Genomic DNA, 24,168 nt, shown 5'->3' on the forward strand with positions numbered 1-24,168 from the left:
GCTTGGCTTATATCCGTTTTACTATGCTCAAAACATACCTTGCAATGCTCATGTGAGCATAGAAAAATGACTGAAAAACAGGGGTGAAAAAGAGGTCGGATTTTCCTGTGAAAACAGAGCGGGAGAACCTCCCGTCGCGGCGAAAAATCGCAGGTTTTGACCTGCCCTGCGGGTCGATGTCCGCGTTACGGCATCCGAAAAGAGGCTTATGCCACAGACTGCGACACCGCATCCAGCCGCGTTTTGGCCGATGATTGCGTGTATGAGCCTAACAACGTGAACGGCTTAATTGTTTCCGTGGTCGGCAACCTTCGGCAAAAGCTCGGCAATATTCGGAAAGTCAGCACATTACGAAAACCATTTTTGAATTGCTGGCGTTATGATTGCGTATTCGGCCAGTTCCTTGGCTGTATGACACACCGCTCATATACTGATAAATTCAGAAGAGTGACGCGACAATCCTCCCGCCGTTCAGCGGAAAAAACACGAAACTGAAATACAATATGACTGAACGGCCCGACGACTGCACGACGCTTCAGATGAAATCCAAGTTGAGCGCGTTGTCATTGGAACTGCTGAATATCCACAAAGTCAGACCGGAGACTGACGCGGACACTGAACCGTCAGTCCTTCCGGCGACTGAAAGGCCGGTTGGCCGAATTGTCAAACCATTAGAATAACGGATGATTGGATTACCGGATTATAGGATTACCAATCACTCAGATGACTGAATGACTGAGTGACTGAATGACCGGGTGACGGGATTATCCCCAAGAGGTATGACCGTTCAGGAGGAGAGCCGTATGATTGCGTGGCTGAACCTTCCAATCACCGGGCATCTGACGTACTGAGGGAACAGGGCGATTTTCAATCCCGGCGTCAGCAATGCCGACCAAGGCACGGGCAAGTGCCGCACGGCGGTCCGCCGTTTCCACAACCACATACACCGTATTGAAATGACAGAACCGGTTTTTGTCGCTTTCGCCACCCAAAAAGGCGGAGCGGGCAAATCAACCCTCACGACGCTTGTCGCGAGCTGCCTCCACTATCTCTACGGCAGAAAGGTCCTCGCCATAGACTGCGACGCAAGGCAGCACAGCATGGTCGAGTACCGCCGGAAAGACAAGCTGGTGATTAAGGAGAACCCCGCTGTCAAGAGACGTTTCACCAAGCTCATGCACAGTTTCGGTGGCAGCGTCTACGAGATAATAAGCAGCGGGCCGGGCGAGGCACTCGCCACCGCCCAGAAAGCGATAGACGAAGGCTATGCCGCCGACTTCGTGTTCTTCGATGTCACGGGCACGGTCAACGACCGCGAGATAGTGACGCTCCTCTCCGCGATGGACTACCTCTTCGTCCCGATAACCCCGGAGACGGGAGACCTGAAAAGCTCTATCGGATTCGCGCACAACGTCCGCGAGTGCATGATCCTCACAGGGGATTCGCGCATCAAGGGAACATATCTCGTATGGAACAAGGTGCAGGCAAAAGACCGAGACAGCCTTTGCCAGATCATCAACCGCTATGCCGCCACTATGTGCATAGAGTCCTTGGAGACCATACTCCCCATGAGCGTGAAATTCACCAAGGACGGCACCGAGACAGGCCGGGGCGCGGTCTTCCGCTCCACCTTCATGCCCCCTGACAGGGCACTTCTCAAAAACAGCTATCTGCCCGAACTGGTGGATGAGATTCTCCAAACCATAACCCCCGAAGAGTATGCCGACAAGACGTGAGACAAACTTCGACGCCGACAAGTTCCTCGACTCATACGAGGACAGGACAGCCTCCGCGATGCGTGACCCGGCAACGGTCAAAGAGCCGCCCAAGACTGCGGCGAAAGCCACTGAAACACCTGCCACAGCCTCACCCAAGGAGGTGGAGTACATGGAGAAATACCTCCTGCCCCAGAAATATGTGCGGGTGATAAAGAGCGGCAAGCAGGTCGCGGTCAGCGACGAGTTCAAGGTAAAGATTCAGAAACTACTGTTGTTCTTCTCCGACGGAGGGACGATAGCCGGATATGTAAACAACGTGCTGGAGCAGCATTTCCGGGAATTTGACGACGTTATCCAGCGTATGTTCAACAAAACCAAGCAGATTTAGATATGGCAGACGAAAATAAAAAAGACACAAGAGGGTGTCCGGCCAAGGAAATGGAGTGCCTGACCCGGCAGGAAGTGGAGGCATACCGCTCGATGTTCCTCGAACCGGGAGAGGTCGGGGCGCGAAAAGGGATATTCGTCCCGCGCGAACTGGTGGACAGGCTGAAGATGTCGGTGCCCCTCCTTGACGTGGAGGGTCTCACTATCGGGGTCTATGTGACGCGGATACTCCTGCGTCATCTGTCTGACAACGCCGGCATACTCAATCTCCTTATGGAGAAAGGAAAGAAAAAGACGCGCCTATGAACACCGTCCTGTCCGTACTGATAATATGCGGCTTCCTGTACCTGTCGTTTGTAACGTGGATGTTCCGCAGAAAAGACGGTGATGCAAAGGCCGCCCGAAAGGAGGGAGAGGCAAAGCCTGATACCCAGTCATCCCCACCCTCGCCACTTTCGATAGTCCCCAAAAGCGACTTCGACATGGACACTTTCCAGAAATCGCTCACCTCCACGATAACCTTTGCCGTCAGACAGGCTCTTGGCTCGGCAACGGGCGATGTCAATCCCTCCGGGACCTACGGCAGCTACGGTGACGGAGACAGCGAAGAAGAAGACCCCGACATGGATGATGTGGACCCCGGACTGGTGTCCCCTCCGGCCACCGGCGACAGCATCGAGGAGATTGAGGACGCGCTGAGCGTGGCGGTCAATCCCGGTGCAGATGCCGACAGCAAGGCCAAGGCCGGCAAGGTGCTGTCAGGGATGCGGGACGTGGTTTTCATCGGCAGGCTGATGGAGGCCGACAGGCGCATCAGCGACGGGGTGATGGAGTGCATAGCCGAGAATATGCGCATGAAGAGCGCGAAGCGCGTCAGGAAGAAAGGCAGCCCCGCCCCTAAAGCCAAGGCAAAGCCCGTGGATATTGGCGGTGTCCTCCGGGACCCGGATTTTGTGAAACATAAAAAAGACGAAGATGAAGAAGACTGATTACGGATGATGCCGTGCAAGGCACAGCACAGGCCCGTCGAGGCCCCGACACAAACCGCGTCGGGAGAATGAAAGCCCGGCGCACAATACAAGACCCGTATGAAAACAGCAAAAAACAAAATTATGATTCTCAAAGGACGGTTCGTCCTCGCCATGCTCATGGTGCTCTGCTCGGTGCAGTTCATGAGCGCAGCAGGCAACGGCCTTTCGGGTATCAACGAGGCAACCAACATGGTCTCCTCGTATTTTGAGCCCGGCGTGAAACTTATCTACGCCATAGGCGCGGTGGTGGGTCTCATCGGAGGTGTCAAATGCTACTCCAAATGGTCGAGCGGCGACCCCGACACCTCAAAGACCGCCGCAAGCTGGTTCGGTGCCTGTATCTTCCTTATAGTGGCAGCCACAATCCTCAAATCCTTCTTCCTCTGATGGCCGAATACCCGATAAACAAAGGCATAGGCCGCAGCGTGGAATACCGGGGACTGAAAGCGCAATACCTCTTCATATTCGCCGTGGGGCTGCTGTCAATGTTCATACTGTTCGTGGTGATGTATGTCGCGGGGGTGCCCCAGTGGTTCTGTATCGGCTTCACCGCCGTGGCCGCCCCCTCCCTCGTGTGGCTCACCTTCCGGCTCAATGCCAAGTACGGGCAGTACGGACTCATGAAACTCGGCGCGGCAAGGTTTCATCCGCGCTACATAATCAACCGCAAGCGTATCAAACGACTAATAAAGACAAGAAATGCGAAACACGCTTAAAGCGACTACGCTCGAAAGCAAGCTCCCTATTCTGGCCGTGGAACACGGCTGCATCATCTCAAAGGACGCCGACATCACGGTGGCCTTTGAGGTGGGGCTCCCGGAGCTGTTCACCGTCACCTCCGCAGAATACGGGGCCATGCACTCGGCATGGTGCAAGGCCATAAAGGTGCTGCCCCGTTTCTCGGTGGTACACAAGCAGGACATATTCGTCAGCGGGAAATACCGCCCGGAGTTGCAGAAGGAGGGCCTTTCATTCCTTGACCGCTCCTTTGAGCGGCACTTCAACGAGAGGCCGTATCTCGACCACCGTTGCTACCTGTTCCTGACCAAGACCACCCGCGAGAGGGCGAGACAGCAGAGCAATTTCTCGACACTCTGCCGAGGGCGCATACTTCCGAAGGAACTTGACCACGAGGCCGTCGTAAAATTCATGGAGTCGGTGGAGCAGTTCGAGCGCATCATCAACGACTCCGGCCACATTACCCTGCGCCGCCTCACGGATGAGGAGCTGGTGGGCACGGACACATCTTCGGGACTGATTGAGAAATATATGTCCCTCTCAATGGATGATGTCGCCTGTCTTGAAGACATGGACCTCTCGGCACAGCAGATGAGGATAGGCGACAATATGCTCTGCCTCCACACCCTGTCGGACACCGACGACCTCCCCGCCAAAGTCGGCACCGACAACCGCTATGAACGGCTGTCGACCGACCGCTCGGACTGCCGCATGAGCTTCGCGTCGCCCGTGGGACTGCTGCTGCCCTGCAACCACATCTATAACCAGTATGTGTTCGTCGACGACCACGACGAGAACCTCGCGAGGTTTGAAAAGACCGCCCGCAACATGAACAGCCTCTCCAAGTACAGCCGTTCAAACGCTATCAACAAGGAGTGGATAGACCTCTATCTCAACGAGGCGCACAGTTACGGACTCACGTCGGTCAGGGCGCATTTCAACGTAATGGCATGGAGCGACAACGCCGAGGAGCTGCGCCGCATCAAGAACGATGTCGGCGGACAGCTCGCCACGATGGGATGTATGCCGAGGCACAACACAATCGACTGCCCGACACTGTTCTGGGCGGCGATGCCCGGCAACGAGGCGGATTTTCCTGCCGAAGAAAGTTTCTACACGTTTATCGAGCCGGCGGCCTGTCTCTTCACCGCCGAGACAAACTACCGTTCCTCGCTGTCGCCATTCGGCATAAAGATGGTTGACAGGCTCACGGGGAGACCGGTACACCTCGACATCTCCGACGAGCCGATGAAAAGGGGCATAACAACTAACCGCAACAAGTTCATACTCGGACCGTCGGGCAGCGGAAAGTCGTTCTTCACCAACCACTTGGTGCGCCAGTATTATGAGCAGGGTGCCCACGTCCTGCTGATAGACACCGGCAACTCCTACGAGGGGTTGAGCAACCTTATCCGCAACCGTACCCACGGGGAGGACGGCATCTATTACACCTACACCGAGGACAGCCCAATTTCATTCAACCCTTTCTACACCGAAGACGGTGTGTTCGACGTGGAGAAAAAGGACAGCATCAAGACCCTGCTGCTGACGCTGTGGAAGTCGGAGGAGGACCATGTGAGCAAGACCGAGAGCGGTGAGCTTGGATCCGCGCTGTCGATGTTCCTTGACAAGATGCGGTCTGACGGCAATATTGTCCCCTGTTTCAACTCCTTCTACGAGTTCATGCGCGACGAATACCGCACGGAAATGGCACAGCGTCCCATACCCATATATAAACAGGACTTTGACATAGACAATTTCCTGACGACACTGAGGCAGTATTACCACGGAGGCCGTTTCGACTTCCTTCTCAACTCGAAAGAGAACATCGACCTGCTCAACAAACGCTTCGTGGTGTTCGAGATTGACTCCATCCGCGACAACAAGGAGCTGTTCCCGGTGGTGACGATTATCATCATGGAGGCCTTCATAAACAAGATGCGCCGTCTGAAGGGCATCCGCAAGCTCCTTATCGTGGAAGAGGCTTGGAAAGCGTTGTCAACCACCACCATGAGCGAGTACCTCAAATATATGTTCAAGACGGTGCGCAAGTATTTTGGCGAGGCCGTGGTGGTGACGCAGGAGGTTGACGACATCATATCGTCGCCGGTGGTGAAGGAGACTATCATCAACAACTCCGACTGCAAGATACTCCTCGACCAGCGCAAGTATATGAACCGCTTTGACCAGATACAGTCGTTGCTCGGACTCACCGACAAGGAGAAGGCACAGGTATTGTCGATAAACCTTGCCAACAACCCCAACAGGCTCTACAAGGAGGTATGGATAGGTCTTGGCGGAACACAGTCCGCGGTCTATGCGACCGAGGTCAGCCGCGAGGAGTATTACTGCTACACCACCGAGGAGACCGAGAAAATCAAGGTGCAGGAAACCTCGCGGCGTCTCGGAGGCGACATAGAGGCCGCGATTAAACTATTGGCAAACGAAGACAAAGGATTATGATTGACCAGATTATTTCAACACTCGGCGACTTCATGTCGTCACTATCACCGACGATAATTTATAACTACCGTGTTATAATTGTCCTGTTGTGCGCATTGAACGCCCTGTTGCTGCTGTTCCTGCTTTTCAGGACCCCGGCCAGTCTCCGCAGACGGGACAGGTTTTTCCTGTCGGCTCTTGCTGACATCGTGGCAGACCGTTTCGCCGAAGACACGGGCAAGGCGTTGACAAAAGCCCTCAATTCCAGATTCCCCATTGAGGAAGAGACAGATCCGCGCGATAAAATCCGTGACGAATGGCGCGACCCCGTTACCGGCATAACCCTGCACATATACGAGGAACGCGGTTACTGGCGTGCCGACATATCCGGCATTGACTATAACGGGATATACCATGACCACACGGTGCTGCGCTATATGGACTCCGAGACCTTCGACAAGAACCTCTATATGGGTAACGGAAAGAAATATTGGACATTTGCCTATGACGGGCTGCTCGACACAATCTTCATTCCCGAACTCGGCATGACTATGAGACGCAAATCGACATTTCCTGAAAGGACACTCCGCTCCGATATTACAGGCATGGTCGCCCACATAATGCAGGATGTCACGATGGAACCGGAAACGGACCAACCGCAAAAAGCGGAGGCCACGCTTGAAGGACTTTCAGAGACTCCCTTTAAGGAGACCGTTAACGAACCCGAAAAATAAGATGTATGAACGTACTGAGGATAATACTGACAATCATAACGGCCTGTGTCGCCGCTGTCGCCCTCCTCCTGAGACTCGCGTTGTGGACACTCTCCCTCGGTGTAAGGCTCATAGGAGGAATAGCCTCCAGAATATACTAACGAAAAATAACAAACATGGTAAGACTGAAATACATTATGGCGGCACTCCTGATGTGCCTCCTTCTCGGCGCGGGGAGGGCAAACGCCCAATGGACTGTGATTGACCCCTCCAACATCGCCCAGAGCATCGTCAACAACTCGAAGTCTCTCGTTCAGGAGTCGCAGACGGCAACGCACATGGTGAAGTCGTTTCAGGAGACGGTTAAAATTTACGAGCAGGGCAAGAAATATTACGACGCACTCCGCTCGGTCAACAACCTTGTGCGCGACGCCCGCAAGGTGCAGCAGACCGTCCTCATGCTCGGAGACATCAGCGAGACCTATGTGACCAACTTCCGCAAGATGCTCACCGACCCCAACTTCACGTCGTCGGAACTCTCGGCCATAGCCGCCGGATACACCCGGCTGCTGGAGGAGGCCAACGGAGTCCTCGGAGAACTTAAAAACGTGGTGAACATCACAACCATGTCCATGACCGACAAGGACCGCATGGACATAGTGGACCGGTGCTATAAGGAGATGAGCCGTTTCCGCAACCTGACGGCATATTACACCAACAAGAACATCTCCGTGTCGTATCTCCGCGCCAAGAAGAAGGCCGACACCCAGAGGGTGGTGAACCTTTACGGCAAGGGCGCGCAAAAATACTGGTAAGCCATGCTTTGCGCGATAGATTTCTCAAACCTGCACACAATCCTCCGCTCTCTCTATGACGAGATGATGCCCCTCTGCTCCGACATGGCGGGGGTGGCCCAGGGGATAGCCGGACTCGGCGCGCTGTTCTATGTCGCATACCGCGTATGGCAGTCATTGGCAAGGGCGGAGCCGGTGGATGTGTTCCCGCTTCTTCGACCCTTCGCCGTCGGATTCTGCATCATGTTCTTCCCGACTGTGGTGCTCGGCACTATCAATTCCATAATGTCGCCCATAGTGCAGGGTACAGCCTCGATGCTCGACGGCCAGACATTGGATATGCAGAAATACCGCGAGGAGAAGGACAGGCTCGAATACGAGGCCATGATGCGAGACCCCTCCACGGCATACCTCGTGGATGACGCGGAGTTTGACCGTCAGATTGACGAGCTGGGAGTTACCGAGGTAGGCACTGCCGCCGGGATGTATATAGAGCGTGGTATGTACAAGGTGAAGAAGGCCATTCAGAACTTCTTCCGCGAGTTGCTGGAGCTGCTGTTTCAGGCGGCGTCGCTGACGATAGACACCATAAGGACATTCTTCCTCATAGTGCTGGCGATACTCGGCCCGGTAAGTTTCGCAATATCGGTGTGGGACGGTTTCCAGACCACCCTCGTGCAGTGGATATGCCGTTACGTCCAGACCTACCTGTGGCTGCCCGTCGCGGACTTGTTCTCCACGATACTGGCGAAAATCCAAGTCCTGATGTTGCAGAACGACATCTCCGAGCTTACCAACAACCCCAACGCAAACCTCGATTCCAGCAACACGACATACCTGATTTTCATGATAATAGGTATAATCGGCTACTTCACTATCCCGACTGTCGCGGGCTGGATAATACAGGCCGGGGGCATGGGCAGCTACGGCAGGGCCGTCAACAATACCGCGCAACAGGCCGGTTCGGTCGCGGGCAGTCTCGGCGGTGCGGCCGCAGGCAATGCGGTCGGGCGTTTCAAGAGACTGTTCAAATGATATTCAAACAACGATTAAATGGAGTTCAAATCGCTTAAAAACATCGAGACCTCCTTCCGGCAGATACGTCTTTTCGGCATAGTCTTCGTGTCGATGTGCGCGGCGGTGGTGACTGTGGCACTCGTGACGGTGTTCAACTTCGCCGAAAAGCAGCGGGAGAAAATCTATGTCCTCGACAACGGCAAATCGCTGATGCTGGCACTGTCACAGGACATGAGCCAGAACCGCCCGGCGGAGGCGAGGGAACACGTCAGACGCTTTCACGAGCTGTTCTTCTCGCTGTCGCCCGACAAATCGGCCATAGAGCACAACATAAACCGTGCCCTCATACTCTCCGACAAGAGCGCGTACAACTACTATTCCGACTATTCCGAGAAGGGCTATTACAACCGCATAATTTCCGGCAACATAAATCAGGTGTGCATAGTTGATAGCGTCCTGTGCGACTTTGACAACTATCCCTACACAGCAAAGACCTATGCGCGTCAGATGATTATACGCCAGAGCAACGTCACCGAAAGAAGCCTTGTGACAGTATGCCGCCTTACAAACTCGTCACGCTCCGACGACAACCCCAACGGGTTTATAATCGAGGGATTCAACATCCTTGAAAACAGGGATATTTCAACAGTAAAAAGATAACGGAAATGAAACTGTCAAAATCAATCGGACGCTCCATATATAATAAGGTGTGGAGCGTCCCCAAGGGGGCGGTCGGGAATTTCCTGCGCCGCAGGTGCAACGGAATCCCTGAAAACCGGCGTCTCGCGGTGATTGCCGTGCTGCTGTCGCTGTTCATCCTCACCGCGTTTTTCGTATTCGGCAACGCCTGTTACCGTATAGGACGCGGCCATGCAGCCGCCACACTTGCGGAGCCGGCCCACATAGAGGGTCTCGACATAACGGTAGAGAGTGACGGCGGTTCGCCGGACATGGATAACAAGACTGTATGTGGATATGGCATCCCGGAATTTGAAAACGAGGATTAGCGAATGGCTCGGATCCAAGTCCGAGGCCGAGAGGCAGAAACTAAAAAAATACCTTATCGTCATACCGGGAGCCGTCCTGATTTTCCTCGGCTCGATGTGGCTGATTTTCGGCTCGTACCTTCCCGGCGAGGACACCGCCAAGGGAAAGGCCAACATGGAACTGCCCGAAGGTGACAGCGACGGGTTGCAGGGCAACAAGCTGAAGGCACTCGCGGATGAGGCACTCCGCGAGGAGAAGGCAAGACAGGACAGCGTGCTTCAGGTCTCGATAAGGATGTCGGACTCGATACCGGAGAGGGCTGCCACGGACTCTGCCTCCACTCCGATCGAGCAGTCTGCACAAAGCTACCGCGAGGTGCAGGAGTCGCTCAACAACTTCTTTGTCGAGGAGGAGACCCCCGACGCGGAGATTGACGCACTCAACGAGCGCATTGCGGAACTGGAGGCGCAGAACGAGGCGGCACGGCAAAATTCGGCCCAGCCCGACGAGATGGCGATGCTGGAGCGGTCATACCAGCTGGCGGCAAAATATATGGGCAACGGCAACGGCGGAAATTACCCGCCACCTCCGGCAATAGAGGAAGAGAAGGGCAAAAGGAATGTCCTGCCGGTGTCACAGGTCAGCCGCGATGTCGTTTCCTCGCTCAATGCCTCCAATGCCACCCGACGGCTGACAACCGCGGTCGGTATGTCCAGAACTATTAACAAGAACACCATAGCCGCAGTGGTGGCCGGAAACCAGAGTGTGGCTGACGGCGAGAGTGTAAGGCTCCGTACCACCGAGACCATGTGGATAGGCAACCGCCTTGTACCACGCAACACCGCAATCGTCGGGACCGCGCGTATTCAGGGCGAGAGACTGGAGATTGAAATCTCGTCCGTCGAGTGCCAAGGCTCGATATATGAGGTGGAATTGCAGGTCTATGACTCCGACGGACAGGAGGGCATAAATATCCCCGGCTCTATGGAGTCCGACGCCCTGCATGAAATCGGTGCCAACATGGGGTCCACTATGGGCAGTTCAATCAATATTTCCACCAACACCGGGGCGCAGATAGCCTCCGACGTGGGCAGGGGGCTTATCAACGGAGTGTCGCAGTACCTCACGAAAAAAATGCGCACGGTCAAGGTACATCTCAAAGCCGGATACCGTGTGATGCTCCACCAGCCCGAAGATGTATAACCACAACAACCAGACAGATATGAAGGCAAGAAATATCATCCTCTCGGTCATTGCCGTAATAGGCATGGCAACCCCGGCGTTTGCCAAAAACACAAAGCCGGTCAAAAACACAGATAACCATGTGTCTCCTGACACTGAGGCGGTCGCTGAACACGACATAAACGTGTACGGTGAGAACTACACCGACGGCGACAAGTTCAGCGGTCTTACCCGCAAGGTCGGATTTGACCGAATGATACCGCCCCACGCGCTGGAGGTATGCTATCAGAAGACCACGCACATTATCTTCCCGTCGGAGATTGTATATGTGGACCTCGGAGGGGAGGACATCGTGGCCGGACTCGCCGACGGAGCGAAAAACGTGCTGCGCGTCAAATCCGCCTCCAAGTCGTTCAAGTCGGAGACAAACCTCTCGGTCATCACCGATGACGGCTGCTTTTTCACCTTTAACGTGAAATTCGCCAAGGAACCGCTGTTGCTGAACATCGAGATGACCGACTTCATCCACGACGGCGAGGCAGTGAACCGTCCCAACAACGCGCAGGAAATCTATCTTGAACGCCTCGGCAGCGAGAGTCCGATGCTTGTCAAGCTGATTATGAAAAGCATATACAAACAAAATAAGCGCGAGATAAAGCATATCGGCTCAAAGCGTTTCGGTGTGCAGTTCCTCCTGAAATCAATCTATGCCAACAACGGACTGCTGTATTTCCACACCGAAATAAAGAACACCAGCAATATCCCGTTTGACATCGAATATGTGTCATTCAAAATCGTGGACAAGAAAGTGGTGAAGAGGACGGCCATGCAGGAACAGGTGCTTGAACCGCTCCGTGCCCAGAACTATGTAGTGACGGTACCCGGAAAATCATCGGAACGCACCGTGTTCGCTCTGGAGAAATTCACCATTCCCGACGACAAGCAGCTCGTGGTCGAGGTTGCCGAGAAGGAAGGAGGCCGTCACCAGACCTTTGTCGTGGAGAACGCGGATATTGTACGCGCAAATGTGATTGACGAACTTTCAATACAGTAAACGATGATGAAAAAAGCGATATTCATAATCGCTGCCATGCTTGCCCTGTTCGCAGGGCAGGCAATGGCCCAGCGATGCCTCCCCGGCATGTCGGCGGTTGAAATCAAGGCAGGCATGGCAGACGGTTTCTATACGGGCAAATCCCGCGACTGCGGCTATTCATTCGGTATACATTATTCAGTGTTCAAGGGCAACGCCGACACTTGGAGTTTCGGAGGCGGTTATCTTCAGACCTACAAGCCCTACGGAGAGAAAGGCCGCATCCCTGTGGCACAGTTCACAGGGGAGGCCGGTTACAACCTACACTTTGTCAGTGACTACTCGCAGACATTCCACATCTATGGAGGCGTGTCGGCCCTCGGAGGATACGAGACTGTCAACTGGGGTGACAAATCATTGCCAGACGGCTCGACTCTCCACAACGGCGACTCGTTCATCTATGGCGGTGCCGTCTCCCTGCAAGCCGATTTTTATTTCTCTGATAAAATCGCCCTGACCGCCAATGTTAGGGAGCGGTTTGTATTCGGCAACTCCACGGGACATTACCATACGGAGTATGGCGTCGGTGTAAAATTCATAATCGAATAAGGCTATGGGATTGATTGTGATAGACCTTGACATCAAGAATCTTCCGCTGGAGGATTTTATGAAGGCTCTCGGCTATGAGCCGAAAAAAAGAAACGGCAACCGCTTGACATACAATGCGCCTTATTCAGCCGACAGCAACGCCACTATGGTGGTTGACACTGAAAAGAACGGCTGGTATGACAGCAATGAGCCTGAAAAATACTACGGCGGCATTTATGATCTCGCCTACGAGCTGACAGGGAGCTGCAACCGCTCCGAGTTGAACCTCTACATCGCAACGCAGATGAAAGGGGTTAGGGATTTCAAAACCTACGGAGTTACCGCCAATGGGAAGGAAGCCGAGGGTAATGTTGTGGTGGCAATGCCAGTCAGTAAGCCTGAAACGCTAAAAGCAGCCACAAAGGTTGAGCCGCCGAAAGAACAGCCCAAGCAACAGCAGCCCAAACCCAGACGCAGAATTAGATTTTAGATTATGGATATAGATGCTATAAAAGGAATATCCCTTGTAGACTTCCTTCATCATCTCGGCTATGAGCCGACAGGACGCGACAGCAAGGGACTGTGGTACCGTGCCCCGTACCGCAACGAGCGCAGACCCTCATTCCATGTCAGGCCGGGGCGCGGGGTATGGTTCGACTTCGGGACAGGTGCCGGAGGCGACATATTCACCCTTGCCGGTGAGCTGTCGGGCAAAACGGACTTCATCGGACAGGCGCGTTATATCGCCGAGACAATGAGGATGCCTGTCGCGGAGCCGTACAAACCTGTCCCTTTCAAGGAGGAGCCGACATTCGAGAACGTAAGTGTCTCACGTCTTGAATCCCCCTCCCTGCTGCGCTACCTCGCGGAGCGCGGGATACCGTCGGATATTGCCGCCCGGTATTGCGTACAGGTGGATTACCGGCTGCACGGCAAGGACTATTATGCCGTGGGGTTCGGGAACAACGCCCACGGATACGAGCTTAGGAACAGGTTCTGGAAAGGCGCGTTTCCTCCGAAGAACATCACCTGCATCCGGAGGGGAAATCCACGGTGCAACGTGTTCGAGGGCTTTATCGACTTTCTTTCGGCGGAACGCCTCGGATTGAACGACGGGACGGACACCGTGGTGCTCAACTCGGTAGCCAATCTCGCAAAGGCAAAACCGTTTCTAAACGGATACGACCGCATCCTCTGCTACCTTGACAATGACGTTGCCGGGCGGAGTGCCCTCGCGTCGCTCCGCAGGGAATACGCGGAGAAGGTTATCGACAAGTCGGCGATGTATCCGGAACATAAGGATTTGAACGACTATCTTGTGGCCTCGTGCCGGAAAGTGACAATTAAACACAGACTTTGAATTATGGAAATCATCAAGAATAAATACAGGAAAACATTCGGCCTCATGGCTCTCGTCTCCCTCGCAATAGCCGCCGTGTGCGGTCTCGCGTCATGCTCCGACGACCTCGACGTGCAACAGTCCTATCCTTTTACCGTGGAGGTCATGCCGTTTACCGACAAGATTGTCAAGGGTCAGACCGTGGAGCTGCGTTTTGAAATCGTACCCGAAGGCAGCTACACCAACACCCTCTACACAATCCGCTATTTCCAGTATGACGGGGAAGGCTCGCTCAGACTTGTTGACGGCCCGGTGCTGGTCAACAATGACCGCGTATTGCTTGAAAGCAAGACTTTCCGCCTGAACTATACGGCGAAATCTTCAGGGGAGCATAGATACCTCGTCGTTGTGGAGGACAATTTCGGTTCGACCCCGTGGGAACGCACATTCGAGTTCAACAACAATGACAAGGAGGACAACGACAGTACGGACATCCTCAGACCGGTGGTCAATCCCGTAATCCCGGTGGTGCGATGAGGAGGCTGGTAATGTTCTTCGTGGCGTTGCTGACCCTTGCGGCAACAACGCCCGCCGCCCACGCGAGAAAAAGCATAATGGACCTGCCTCCGTTTGAACGTGCCGTGCTGATTATAAAGAAGTTCGAGACGCTCCACCGCCCATGCCACTGGCCGGCGGTCGGATACGGACATATGGTGCAGCCGGGAGAGCCGTTCAGACGCGGTGTCCAGCTCACCGAGAGACAGGCGGATGCCCTGCTCCGCAGGGATCTCCGCAGGTTCATCGCCCTCTATGACGATTTCAGACCGGATGATGCGTTGCTCCTCGGTGTGCTGGCGTACAACTGCGGTCCCGGTGTCGTCAACAAATCCGGCGTTTACAGACGACTCAAATCGGGCAACCGCGACATCTACAAGTCCTACACATCGCATTGCCGTTACAAGGGAAAATTCCATAAGCAGCTGCATCGAAGGCGAATTATAGAGTTTCTTTATCTTTATGATTCTCATAACCAAAAATAAAAACATTATGGTTTTCATGCTAATTATAATCTAAAAAAATGCTTGGATAAAACCATATATAAAATCCAAATTAACAGGAATATATACAATAGCGGCAAGAAGTTTAGTAAAAATCTTGCCGCTTAATTTGCGTATTAAAACATTTTTACATACTTTTGTGAACGTAAATTACTAAACGTTTAAGTCGAATGGTATATCGCAATAGGATACAGATGTCATATGTACTCAAAAGAAAAAGGAATAGAGCCTTAGAGATTTTGAGCGCATTGTTAATTCTTGTCATTTCGCAGGCCTGTAATAAGGATGATGATTTACCATTGGTTATGACTGATGGGAATAGGATTACTCTTAGTAGCGATGAAATTGTTTACTATGGCAATGAGTCTGATTTTTTACATTCCTATACTTCGCTATTCCCATGTAAATATTCATTCATTTCTAATAATCGGGGTCCTTATCTGCAAGAAGAGTCATATTCTATTGAAGGATATGATGATAGATTTATAGGACATTGGGAAAAGGCAAAATTTGGTGATTGGATAAAAAAATATGGACTTGAGCCAAACAAAGTATTTTATTGCGCTACAATAAAGTACGTGTCATATATGCCAATTCCCTTATCGGGGGAAGATTATATTCCGGTTATGCCACTTAATAACATGGGATATTCTCCGTGGACTTCTAATAGGTCTTTCGATATCGATTATAACAATCAATATCCTAAATATGTATTCTATACTTGTTTTAGATATATCGGTTATAACGATAAATTAGCGGGTGTTTACATAGACTTACCATTAACAAATAAATTAATATGGAATTTTACAGTAAAAAAATGAACAAGATGCTTGTCATTGCCTTCGTTGGCGTTATGAGCGTTTTGGTTGGAGCATGTACGTCTGATGCTCTTGATGATGCAAATGCGCTTGCCGATGGTGCAGTCGTTAAAAATGCATTAGTTAAAAATGCCGATGGTACGGAAACCGTTATTCTTTCCAATGGGGAGCAAATCGTATTGGAAGATACCACCACTTATGTCATCAATTTTGACACCATAAATATGGGAAATGACATTGATGATGTTATGGTTTCCAGAGCTATCGCGCCAACAGGTTATGACAGAGAATCCAAGCCAAAAGATAATAAAAAATATCTATTAGGAGGATTAGAAAAATATGGCATTAATCCGACCACAGTCTATATCGGTAAGTTCATAACATATTATAAAGACTTACCAGTTTCTAAAGGGTATAGCCTTTTTCCGTCCAACAACAAATATGCCACTGAGAATAAAATGGGATTTAACCCTCCCTCACTGACGAAAGTCGGATTTCATACCACTGTTCCTGACACTTGGACTGGTTATGAGACTGGGGTTACTCAAATATTTTACGTCAATAGCGATATATCTGGTATATATTGGAATAAAAATGTTCCCTGTAATCCAGCGGATTTGACATGGTATTACAGAGCCATTCCAGACGAGCAATGATAAGCCGCCTGTGGCGGCCGAAATTTTGAGCTAAAAATGCCCCCGTCAAGCCTTCAACGGTTTGGCGGGGGCTGGCTATGCAACGAAATAAAAATCTATCTTCCGGTTATGGTTTCGGCGTCGGGGTTTTGTCGGTGGAGCCTCCAATTTTGAAGTGCGCACTCCTTTGAGCTGTTGGCATAACAGTATTCGCAAAGGTGGGGGCAGGTGCTGTATTCTCCGATGTCCTTGCTTTTCATACAACCGCAGACCTCTCGCTGTCCCCTGTCGCGGTTGTCCTGCGTTATGACCGCGAAACCTCTTCCGTCAAGGTGGATGGCGTTTTCGGGAACATCCGTGCCGAAGAGCGAGGGTTGTATAATCCTTGCGCCGAGATATTCCATTAACTCCTTTGAGCGGTGTCCGAAACGGACTATGAGGCGGTCGTCTATGCAGTGGTTCTTTTGTATGCCGTATTCCGAGAGGTTAACGCGCTCCCCGCAGGTAGCGAGTTCATATCCCCACTTTTTATTGAGCATTGAGAGTTCCCCCGCGAAACCGCGCATCATTTCCTCTGACCAATCAGTGTAGCGTATCCCGTTGAGTTCAAGGTTTGACTTGACCCTGCGGTACGAAACGATGTCGGCAAAGCTGAACACAAGTTTTTCGGTATATCCGTTCAGAGCGTCTCCGACAGCCTCAATCTTCCGCAGGAGCAAGTCCGCGTCTATGCGGTCAGTAAGGATAAGAGGGTCAAAACGCCATATCACCCTGCCTTTGCCGAGACGGTCAACGAGCATACGGAAAGTGTCGATGCGCTGTGACAAAGGGGGTACGCCTTTTTCAAGGCCTTCCTCTCCGTAATCGTTGAGCGTGTATTGTATGTAGCAGCCGATGCCGAGTTCATCAAGCGTGTCAAGGTGTCCAAGCAACGGTTTGGGGTTCTTTGACCAGAACACGATGAATTTGGTGCGCCCGTAGCTTATGTTGATTTTTGATGAGTTGTAGGGATTTATCCAAGCCGAATATCCTTTTTTGAGACGGTTGAAAAACCATTCGGAATAAAAGGCGGGGATGTCGGTGCTCCTGCTTGCGGATATTATCACGGGGCATTGGGCTGTCGCGGTCTTTCCGCTGTCAAGCCTTATTTCAGTCTTGTCGTTCATATAGGTGGATTTTATGGAGCGGTGTAGGGTGTCGCTGTCCTTAACACTCAACACCGTTCCGTGTTATTAGTTTTTTCGCTGTCTCGCTATCCATTCGTCACGCTTTTGTCTGCACTCTTTGAGGGTGGGTGCGACGCAGGAGAAAAGTTCGTTTGTGTCGGGGTCGCGCCAATCGTACATTATGCGTATTGCCTTTTTTCCCCGGTGGGAGGAATAGAACTTTTCATATTGTTCTCCGCTGACGGTGGTTGATACCCCGTACCTTGTCATTTTTGTTGCCATATCGGTATGTTTTAGAATTTTACAATCAGTATGCGGTAGTTGAATATCTTTTCGGGGTCGGAGACTTTCTTTTGGGAGAGCCAAAAATGATGCTTGCCAAATCCATATACGAAGTATCGGTCAAGTGCCGATTTCTCCGCATAGTCGGCTATCAATCTCCTTAGAGTGTCCTCGTCATAGGCGATAAGTATGTGGTTCACAAAGCCTATAAGCACCTCGGCGATGTCATTGTCATAAATGACGGTCGTATGTTCAAATGTCACGTTCATATTCTTGGGATTTGGTGACTACCGATATATTTCAATCGGTAGTCGGGTTATGGGTTTATGCGGTCATTCTCTCTCGGATGAGTTTGGCGTTGGAATTAACAAGGTCGATGATGCGCTGGTGATACTCGGTGTCTTCATTGTCCCTGCCGTGGCACTGCACCACTTTGAGTGTCTGCAAGTCAACCTCCACCGTTTCAATTATCCTGCCGTCTATCCTTGCCGAGAGTACGAGGGTGTCGGCTTTCTTGTAGTATTCCGAGCCGAAAACGCAGATGTTCTGCACCTTCCCCTCCTCGTAATACTCCTCGATGCTTTCAAGCACCTTCACCGATATTTCATTGTCGGTGATTATCAGTCCGAAGAACTTGGATTTGAGAGCCTTGAAATCCTCCTCTCGCTGCTGCTCTTGGAGCAATCTCCGCTGTTCACGCTCACGTCTTTCTATCTCCATGCGCCTTTGTGCCTCGGCACATTCCTTTCGGTGCTTTGCCTCAATCCTGCGGTTGGCCTTGTCGTGCGCCTCTATGAAATCTTCCGGGCAGATGTTCTTGGGGTTGCGTATGTCCTCGCCTAAGTTCACCAACATTCGGAGATAGTCGCACCACATGGATATGTTGTTGATCTGGTAGCGGTGGCGTTGGGCGATTAGGTACGATGCCCAAAAGTCATCGGTGTTTGTCGGATTGAGCATAAAGTATCTCATTTCCTCAATCTTTCCGCCTTTCATCAGCGTCTCCATCCGTGGGTCGGACAAGAGCCTTTTGAAAAGGATTATGGGAGATATGCCGTGGAAATCGCCCTTAAATCCGTTGCGCTTGAGTTGGGGTATATACCTTTTGTGTGGATATGTCTTTCCCCATACACATACATTATCGTATAGTGGGTTATGTGGGCGTATCTCCATTCCGCTCCATTCAGACCAGCTGTCGCAGTCGTACATAAATGTGAAGCCACGGAGCAACGCCATTGTGGTAACCTTTCCGTCGGGAGAAATCCAACGTTGCACCACCTCCTTGCAGTAGTTCTTCCTCGGCTCGCCTTTCTTGCTGACGGATTCCATCTGCGCAACACGGATTAACTGAAAACCCTTGTGAGTGGTGATAACGCTGAAATACTGCGTCTGTCGGTCGGTACGTTTGAGTGTTTCGTACACTTTTAGTTCAGCACCGCAGTGAGGACATCTGCAACCTGCAAGGTTGTCGCATAGACTGCCGTTCCCACTTTTCCATTGGTGTCCGCAGTCGGAACAGGTAAGTATCCCGCTCTTGGTTCGGTAGGCAAAATGCTCGATGCAGTTTGCATATGCCCATTCTTCCTGCCTGGCGGTAAGAGGGCGGAGGGTGGCTGAGAGTTGTGCCACTTTCTTTTGTATTGCGGTCTTGGGTTTCATAGCGGTATGGGGGTTAAAAGTCAAATAGACTTGGTTGTTCAACTTGTGGTTTGTTTTCGGTGGCTTTCTTCGCGGTGGTTTTGCGCATCTTCGCAACCTGCTCGTCTCGGAGTTTGGCTATTGCCTCTTGCCGTGCCTCTTCCTTTTCCTCCTCGGTGAGTTCTACCGTATGGTTCACCACCACTTTGCAGTTGATTGGGTTGCCGACCTCAATTTCCTTTTCCTCGTAGTAGTGGATTGCCATTCCGTACACCTCCGCATCGGTAAAGCCGTTGCAACCGCTTTTCTGCACTTGGTTGAGGATATAGGTCACGCAGTCCTCCACGGATTTTGAGGGATTTGCGAACTTTACGGCAAACAATGCGTCATTCTCTGCTCGTTCTTCGAGATAAGCCTTGATAGTGTCGTTGAAGGCTTGTGTGCCTTTGTTTTCTTTCGTTGCCATAGTCGTGGGTTTTAGAGGATTGTCAGTATCATTTTTTCTATATCGGTGTGGTTGAGTTCCATTTCAAAGAGCCGTCTTACAAACTCTCTGCGACTCTCGCCCCGTAGTTCTTGGAATAGCTGACGGTATGTGGATATGTTGCTGTTGAGGTATGTTTCAACCATATACTCGGATATATCGTCAACCCCGTAGTATCGTGCTTGCTGTTCCAAGGTCTTGGAGTTTCTTTTCGTTGCCATATTCTTGAATTTTAGAGTGTCATTAACCAATAGATTGCCCCTGCTGCGGTTAGGATTGATATGAGCCAGCCTATGCCCCTTAATATGGGTCTGACCACTGCCCACAACGCTATCCCGATTACTGCTCCGATGATGATTGCCACCACCTTGACCGCCTTTGTGATTATGCGGTATAGATAGGAGGATTGGCGAGCTTGCCTTGACTTAAAATCTTTATGTTTTCTTGTGGCTTTCATATCGGTGGGAGCTTTTTTTTGAACCATGCGTCCAAAGACAGTGTGGTTGTATGAGTTGCTTGACACCTGCAAGGCGTGTGGCGGAAGAAAAGGGATGTTCGGGCCTCGACATAAAAATACGAGCCGACGCAAGGAGGTCTGGAGATTTTTATGCCGAAGCCGGGAGAATATCCCTTCGCCGCACGTTCAGTCAAGTCAAGCAACCCATACAGACCCGTTTGTCAATGGTACGTCCTGACCCAAAAATGGCTCCCCCGGTAAGAAAGCCCATGAAAACATAATCGCCCCTGCTGCCACGTTGGTGGCGGCAGCGGAAAGAAAAATAAAAAGACGGAAATGTAATCCCGCAGAGGATAATGTCCGCGCACAGGGAGCGGTACGGCATCGCCGATCCGTGGAAGTGCGCGGTCTTTATCCGCGTGGATTGAAATCAACGGGATGCGGGATGTGCAAATGCCGGGGCAGGTGAAAGGCCGTCTCTTACTTTCACTTTCACCGGTTTTGTATTTCCGGCATCCCGTTTGGCAACGAAAGATAAAAGGGACAGTCAGTGTAAACAGGTTTCGGCAACGCGATAAATAGTCCCGCAAAAGGGATAGTGTCCGGATGATGTCCGCCCTGTCGTTCTATCGGGCGAATGTCATGCGGTCTCTATCCGCGTGGACTTGTCAGGCGGGACATGGGGTTGCAGTATGTCCGGATCGGAGCGTGGCCTCCGGACACATCCCTGGCACGGTCTGATGCAAGCCGATGTCCCGCCACGTTTGCCCATGCCGATAAAAATCGCTATCTTTGCAGCGTCAAAACGTGTCTTTTTCGCACTGAAAAAGCAGATGCGGTTTCAAGGTCGGGGATTGGGTAAAGTCCAAAATCAGACCTTGTGGGAGTAAAAAGAGGCAATTAAAAATTAAAAACAGATGTTAAAAATCAAAAACTCAATTTTCTCCGTTTGCGGCAACTTTCTCAATCAGTACGAATTAAGTACAATCACGTTACATAGACGCACTAAAATCCAGCAAGTTACGTCATATATCACAAATTTTCCGTAATTTTGTAGATATGTCACGGCAACGAAGTTACATAGCTATCGATCTGAAGTCGTTTTACGCTTCGGTGGAATGTGTCGACAGGGGGCTTGACCCGCTCGACACCAATCTTGTAGTGGCTGATGTCGAACGTACTGAAAAGACGATATGCCTTGCCGTATCTCCCTCAATGAAAGCTCATGGATTGAAAGGACGACCGAGGCTTTTTGAAGTCAGGCAACGCATCCGGGAGGAGAACCGCCAACGCAGCCATATGGCTCCATACGGGAGATTCACCGGAAAATCCATTCATGCGAGCGAAATTGCCTCCAACCCGGCACTTGCCGTGGATTACGTAATAGCAACACCCCGGATGGCTGAATACATGCGCCGCAGCGCACAGATATATAAGGTTTATCTTAAGTATATCGCACCGGAGGACATACATGTCTACTCTATTGATGAAGTGTTCATTGACGCGACATCATATCTGCGCAACTATGGCATCACTCCTCATGAACTTGCCCTGCGTATGATCCGCGATGTGCTCGCGACAACAGGAATAACAGCCACGGCAGGTATCGGGAGCAACATGTACCTATGTAAGGTCGCCATGGACATAGTCGCCAAGAAGATGAAGCCCGATGCCGATGGGGTGCGTATCGCCGAACTTGACGAGATGAGTTATCGCAGACTTCTGTGGAATCATCGTCCGATTACGGATTTCTGGCGAGTAGGCCACGGGATATCGAAGCGGCTTGAAAGTTATGGGATGAACACGATGGGTGATGTAGCCCTATGTTCTGTCGAGAATGAAAATCTGCTATACTCTCTTTTCGGAGTCAATGCCGAGCTATTGATTGATCATGCATGGGGATGGGAGCCGGTCACTATGGAACAAGTGAAAGCGTATCGTCCGGAGACCCGTTCGATGAGTAGCGGCCAGGTGCTTCAATGCCCGTATCCTGTCGACAAGGCTCGAGTAGTCGCGCGCGAAATGGCTGAAACCATATCTCTTGACATGCTCGACAAAGGCTTGGTCGCTGACCAGATTATGTTGGTTGTCGGTTATGATTCCACATCGCTGGCTGATCCTGCCACGGCATCCCGTTATCATGGCCGTATATCCACGGATTTCTATGGACGTCGTGTGCCGTTTCATGCGCATTCCACAGTGAATCTTCCTTTTCCAACGTCATCAACGAGAATAATTACCGAAGCTGTGGCGGATCTGTTTGACAAGTCGGTGAACCCGATGCTACTGGTTCACCGCATTACCGTCACTGTCAATCACCTGATTGCGGAACGTGATGTGATTTTATCCCGTAATACCGTGCGACAACTCGAACTATTCGTGGACTACGATGACCTCGATGCCTCAAGAGAAAAAGAAGAAAACAATTTACGGCGTGAGCGAAGCCTTCAGAGAGCGCTATTGAGAATAAAGGAGATACACGGAAAGAATTCGATATTGCGCGGGTTGAATTTTGCCGATGGTTCCACTCAGCGCGACAGAAATTTCCAGATAGGCGGCCACCGCAGATAAAAAAGTCATTTTTAACATCATAAAAATTTCAATGCCTGAACGCTATAATACTATTATCGACATGCCTCACCATGTGTCCGCCACTCATCCCAAAATGTCAATGGAGAATCGGGCGGCACAGTTCGCCCCATTTGCAGCCCTTACAGGGCATGACGAACTGATTCGTGATATAGCACGTGCCAATCAGGAAGAATATGACGCTCTTGACGGCAAGGAAACATCTCGTGACAAATGAAAAAATCGTAACTTTGCATACAATTTTGACAGATATGAGAGAATGGACCACAATAAAGGAATATGAGGATATCCTTTTCCAGCAATACGGCGGTATCGCCAAGATTACCATAAATCGTCCTCAGGTATATAACGCTTTCCGTCCGAAAACCAATTTTGAGATGCTAGATGCCATGTCAATATGCCGTGAACGGTCCGATATCGGCGTCGTTGTTCTTACCGGAGCCGGCGACAAGGCGTTCTGCTCCGGCGGCGATCAGAAAGTCAAAGGGATCGGTGGCTATATTGACGACAATGGTGTGCCTCGTTTGAATGTTCTCGACCTGCATAAGTCCATCCGCAGTATACCCAAACCTGTGATCGCCATGGTCAACGGATATGCCATAGGCGGAGGCCACGTGCTCCATGTGGTATGCGACCTGACCATCGCTTCTGAGAATGCCCGCTTCGGACAGACCGGGCCAAAGGTGGGCAGTTTTGATGCCGGTTTCGGATCAAGCTATCTCGCACGATGTGTCGGCCAGAAGAAAGCGCGTGAAATCTGGTTTCTGTGCCGGCAGTACACGGCACAGGAAGCCGAGGAGATGGGCATGGTGAACAAGGTGGTGCCTTTCGACCGGCTTGAGGATGAGACAGTGGAATGGTGTGAGACGATTCTGAAGCGTAGTCCTATGGCCATACGTATGATTAAACGTGCACTCAATGCAGAACTTGATGGGCAGCGCGGAATGATGGAGTTTGCCGGAGATGCCACGATGCTCTATTATCTTATGGCGGAGGCGCAGGAGGGCAAAAATGCATTCCTTGAGAAGCGCGATCCCGACTTCAGCAAGTTCCAGAAATTTCCCGGTTGATC

General features: G+C 51.4%; 32 protein-coding genes. 25 read left to right on the forward strand and 7 right to left on the reverse strand.

The genetic code is table 11. From position 1 onward, the window contains the following. The first annotated feature begins 956 nt into the window (after nt 1–956). The 22 genes from QZ303_RS01150 to QZ303_RS01255 all read left to right on the forward strand — a co-directional run bounded on the left by QZ303_RS01150 (nt 957) and on the right by QZ303_RS01255 (nt 16,501). Entirely contained in the window at nt 957–1,736 is a 780-nt protein-coding gene (locus QZ303_RS01150) for a ParA family protein (RefSeq protein WP_295727957.1), read from the forward strand. Next, on the forward strand, nt 1,720–2,106 hold the full coding sequence (locus QZ303_RS01155) for a DUF3408 domain-containing protein (protein WP_295727959.1): 387 nt from the start codon (nt 1,720–1,722) through the stop codon (nt 2,104–2,106). The genes QZ303_RS01150 and QZ303_RS01155 overlap by 17 nt, the downstream gene beginning before the upstream one ends. A gap of 2 nt (nt 2,107–2,108) precedes the next feature. Further along, nucleotides 2,109–2,411: a DUF3408 domain-containing protein gene (locus QZ303_RS01160; RefSeq protein ID WP_295727961.1), complete on the forward strand. Its 303-nt coding sequence runs from the start codon at nt 2,109–2,111 to the stop codon at nt 2,409–2,411. Then, entirely contained in the window at nt 2,408–3,094 is a 687-nt protein-coding gene (locus QZ303_RS01165; RefSeq protein ID WP_295727963.1) for a hypothetical protein, read from the forward strand. The genes QZ303_RS01160 and QZ303_RS01165 overlap by 4 nt, the downstream gene beginning before the upstream one ends. Before the next feature lie 153 nt (nt 3,095–3,247). Beyond that, the gene (locus QZ303_RS01170) at nt 3,248–3,523 is read left to right on the forward strand and encodes a DUF4134 domain-containing protein (protein WP_289773223.1); all 276 of its coding nucleotides are present in this window, start codon (nt 3,248–3,250) and stop codon (nt 3,521–3,523) included. Beyond that, nucleotides 3,523–3,852, forward strand: coding sequence for a DUF4133 domain-containing protein (locus tag QZ303_RS01175; protein WP_290387874.1), 330 nt, complete (start codon nt 3,523–3,525; stop codon nt 3,850–3,852). Before QZ303_RS01170 ends, QZ303_RS01175 begins: the two co-directional genes overlap by 1 nt. After that, a complete protein-coding gene (locus QZ303_RS01180) occupies nt 3,836–6,337 on the forward strand; it encodes a TraG family conjugative transposon ATPase (RefSeq protein WP_295727966.1) in 2,502 nt (833 codons plus the stop codon). Before QZ303_RS01175 ends, QZ303_RS01180 begins: the two co-directional genes overlap by 17 nt. After that, a complete protein-coding gene (locus tag QZ303_RS01185; protein WP_290159781.1) occupies nt 6,334–7,050 on the forward strand; it encodes a hypothetical protein in 717 nt (238 codons plus the stop codon). Before QZ303_RS01180 ends, QZ303_RS01185 begins: the two co-directional genes overlap by 4 nt. A 5-nt stretch (nt 7,051–7,055) precedes the next feature. Further along, complete coding sequence (locus tag QZ303_RS01190) at nt 7,056–7,190, forward strand: hypothetical protein (RefSeq protein WP_290456555.1); 135 nt, start codon at nt 7,056–7,058, stop codon at nt 7,188–7,190. A gap of 36 nt (nt 7,191–7,226) precedes the next feature. Continuing rightward, nucleotides 7,227–7,844, forward strand: a complete 618-nt coding sequence (locus QZ303_RS01195; RefSeq protein WP_295728182.1) for a DUF4141 domain-containing protein — start codon at nt 7,227–7,229, stop codon at nt 7,842–7,844. 15 nt (nt 7,845–7,859) lie between these two features. Continuing rightward, nucleotides 7,860–8,858, forward strand: coding sequence for a conjugative transposon protein TraJ (gene traJ, locus QZ303_RS01200; RefSeq protein ID WP_290159799.1), 999 nt, complete (start codon nt 7,860–7,862; stop codon nt 8,856–8,858). An 18-nt stretch (nt 8,859–8,876) separates the two neighbouring features. Continuing rightward, nucleotides 8,877–9,500, forward strand: coding sequence for a conjugative transposon protein TraK (traK, locus tag QZ303_RS01205; protein ID WP_290159782.1), 624 nt, complete (start codon nt 8,877–8,879; stop codon nt 9,498–9,500). A 5-nt stretch (nt 9,501–9,505) separates the two neighbouring features. Next, nucleotides 9,506–9,847 carry a TraL conjugative transposon family protein gene (locus QZ303_RS01210; protein WP_295727969.1) on the forward strand — a complete coding sequence of 114 codons (342 nt, stop codon included), beginning with the start codon at nt 9,506–9,508 and terminating at the stop codon, nt 9,845–9,847. Continuing rightward, nucleotides 9,831–11,030, forward strand: a complete 1,200-nt coding sequence (traM, locus tag QZ303_RS01215) for a conjugative transposon protein TraM (RefSeq protein WP_295727970.1) — start codon at nt 9,831–9,833, stop codon at nt 11,028–11,030. Before QZ303_RS01210 ends, traM begins: the two co-directional genes overlap by 17 nt. Nucleotides 11,031–11,049: 19 nt before the next feature. Further along, nucleotides 11,050–12,063, forward strand: a complete 1,014-nt coding sequence (traN, locus tag QZ303_RS01220; protein WP_295727971.1) for a conjugative transposon protein TraN — start codon at nt 11,050–11,052, stop codon at nt 12,061–12,063. Between the two features lie 6 nt (nt 12,064–12,069). Beyond that, a complete protein-coding gene (locus tag QZ303_RS01225) occupies nt 12,070–12,651 on the forward strand; it encodes a conjugal transfer protein TraO (protein ID WP_295728187.1) in 582 nt (193 codons plus the stop codon). Nucleotides 12,652–12,655: 4 nt separating this feature from the next. Continuing rightward, on the forward strand, nt 12,656–13,120 hold the full coding sequence (locus QZ303_RS01230) for a hypothetical protein (protein WP_295727972.1): 465 nt from the start codon (nt 12,656–12,658) through the stop codon (nt 13,118–13,120). 3 nt (nt 13,121–13,123) lie between these two features. Next, nucleotides 13,124–13,990, forward strand: coding sequence for a toprim domain-containing protein (locus QZ303_RS01235; protein WP_295727973.1), 867 nt, complete (start codon nt 13,124–13,126; stop codon nt 13,988–13,990). 3 nt (nt 13,991–13,993) lie between these two features. After that, nucleotides 13,994–14,506 carry a DUF3872 domain-containing protein gene (locus QZ303_RS01240; RefSeq protein ID WP_295727975.1) on the forward strand — a complete coding sequence of 171 codons (513 nt, stop codon included), beginning with the start codon at nt 13,994–13,996 and terminating at the stop codon, nt 14,504–14,506. Next, nucleotides 14,503–15,009 carry a lysozyme gene (locus tag QZ303_RS01245; protein ID WP_295727977.1) on the forward strand — a complete coding sequence of 169 codons (507 nt, stop codon included), beginning with the start codon at nt 14,503–14,505 and terminating at the stop codon, nt 15,007–15,009. The genes QZ303_RS01240 and QZ303_RS01245 overlap by 4 nt, the downstream gene beginning before the upstream one ends. Nucleotides 15,010–15,221: 212 nt before the next feature. Further along, nucleotides 15,222–15,848 (forward strand): hypothetical protein, encoded by a 627-nt coding sequence (locus QZ303_RS01250; protein WP_295727979.1) that lies wholly within the window; start codon nt 15,222–15,224, stop codon nt 15,846–15,848. Then, nucleotides 15,824–16,501 (forward strand): hypothetical protein, encoded by a 678-nt coding sequence (locus QZ303_RS01255; RefSeq protein WP_295727981.1) that lies wholly within the window; start codon nt 15,824–15,826, stop codon nt 16,499–16,501. The genes QZ303_RS01250 and QZ303_RS01255 overlap by 25 nt, the downstream gene beginning before the upstream one ends. A gap of 95 nt (nt 16,502–16,596) precedes the next feature. On the opposite strand, the gene QZ303_RS01260 is transcribed toward QZ303_RS01255, so the two are convergent. The 7 genes from QZ303_RS01260 to QZ303_RS01290 form a co-directional block, all read right to left on the reverse strand. Then, a complete protein-coding gene (locus QZ303_RS01260) occupies nt 16,597–17,646 on the reverse strand; it encodes a DUF1848 domain-containing protein (RefSeq protein ID WP_295727983.1) in 1,050 nt (349 codons plus the stop codon). Nucleotides 17,647–17,712: 66 nt separating this feature from the next. Next, nucleotides 17,713–17,928 (reverse strand): DUF3873 family protein, encoded by a 216-nt coding sequence (locus QZ303_RS01265; RefSeq protein ID WP_295727985.1) that lies wholly within the window; start codon nt 17,926–17,928, stop codon nt 17,713–17,715. 11 nt (nt 17,929–17,939) lie between these two features. Further along, complete coding sequence (locus QZ303_RS01270; RefSeq protein ID WP_295727987.1) at nt 17,940–18,197, reverse strand: hypothetical protein; 258 nt, start codon at nt 18,195–18,197, stop codon at nt 17,940–17,942. A gap of 55 nt (nt 18,198–18,252) precedes the next feature. Next, nucleotides 18,253–19,587 (reverse strand): PcfJ domain-containing protein, encoded by a 1,335-nt coding sequence (locus QZ303_RS01275; RefSeq protein WP_295727989.1) that lies wholly within the window; start codon nt 19,585–19,587, stop codon nt 18,253–18,255. Between the two features lie 13 nt (nt 19,588–19,600). Beyond that, nucleotides 19,601–20,032 (reverse strand): PcfK-like family protein, encoded by a 432-nt coding sequence (locus QZ303_RS01280; protein WP_295727991.1) that lies wholly within the window; start codon nt 20,030–20,032, stop codon nt 19,601–19,603. Nucleotides 20,033–20,043: 11 nt separating this feature from the next. Next, a complete protein-coding gene (locus QZ303_RS01285; protein WP_295727993.1) occupies nt 20,044–20,271 on the reverse strand; it encodes a hypothetical protein in 228 nt (75 codons plus the stop codon). Nucleotides 20,272–20,282: 11 nt separating this feature from the next. Next, nucleotides 20,283–20,507 (reverse strand): hypothetical protein, encoded by a 225-nt coding sequence (locus tag QZ303_RS01290; RefSeq protein ID WP_295727994.1) that lies wholly within the window; start codon nt 20,505–20,507, stop codon nt 20,283–20,285. Nucleotides 20,508–21,566: 1,059 nt separating this feature from the next. On the opposite strand from QZ303_RS01290, the gene QZ303_RS01295 reads away from it, so the two are divergent. Genes QZ303_RS01295 through menB form a run of 3 tightly spaced genes read left to right on the forward strand, consistent with a single transcriptional unit; the run spans nt 21,567 to nt 24,166 of the window. Beyond that, nucleotides 21,567–23,078, forward strand: coding sequence for a DNA methylase (locus QZ303_RS01295; protein ID WP_295727996.1), 1,512 nt, complete (start codon nt 21,567–21,569; stop codon nt 23,076–23,078). A 31-nt stretch (nt 23,079–23,109) separates the two neighbouring features. Further along, nucleotides 23,110–23,313 (forward strand): hypothetical protein, encoded by a 204-nt coding sequence (locus QZ303_RS01300; protein WP_295727999.1) that lies wholly within the window; start codon nt 23,110–23,112, stop codon nt 23,311–23,313. Between the two features lie 34 nt (nt 23,314–23,347). Continuing rightward, nucleotides 23,348–24,166: a 1,4-dihydroxy-2-naphthoyl-CoA synthase gene (gene menB / locus QZ303_RS01305; protein WP_295728002.1), complete on the forward strand. Its 819-nt coding sequence runs from the start codon at nt 23,348–23,350 to the stop codon at nt 24,164–24,166. The last annotated feature ends 2 nt before the right edge of the window (nt 24,167–24,168 follow it).

Source organism: uncultured Muribaculum sp., from assembly GCF_910583865.1.
Classification (GTDB): domain Bacteria; phylum Bacteroidota; class Bacteroidia; order Bacteroidales; family Muribaculaceae; genus Muribaculum.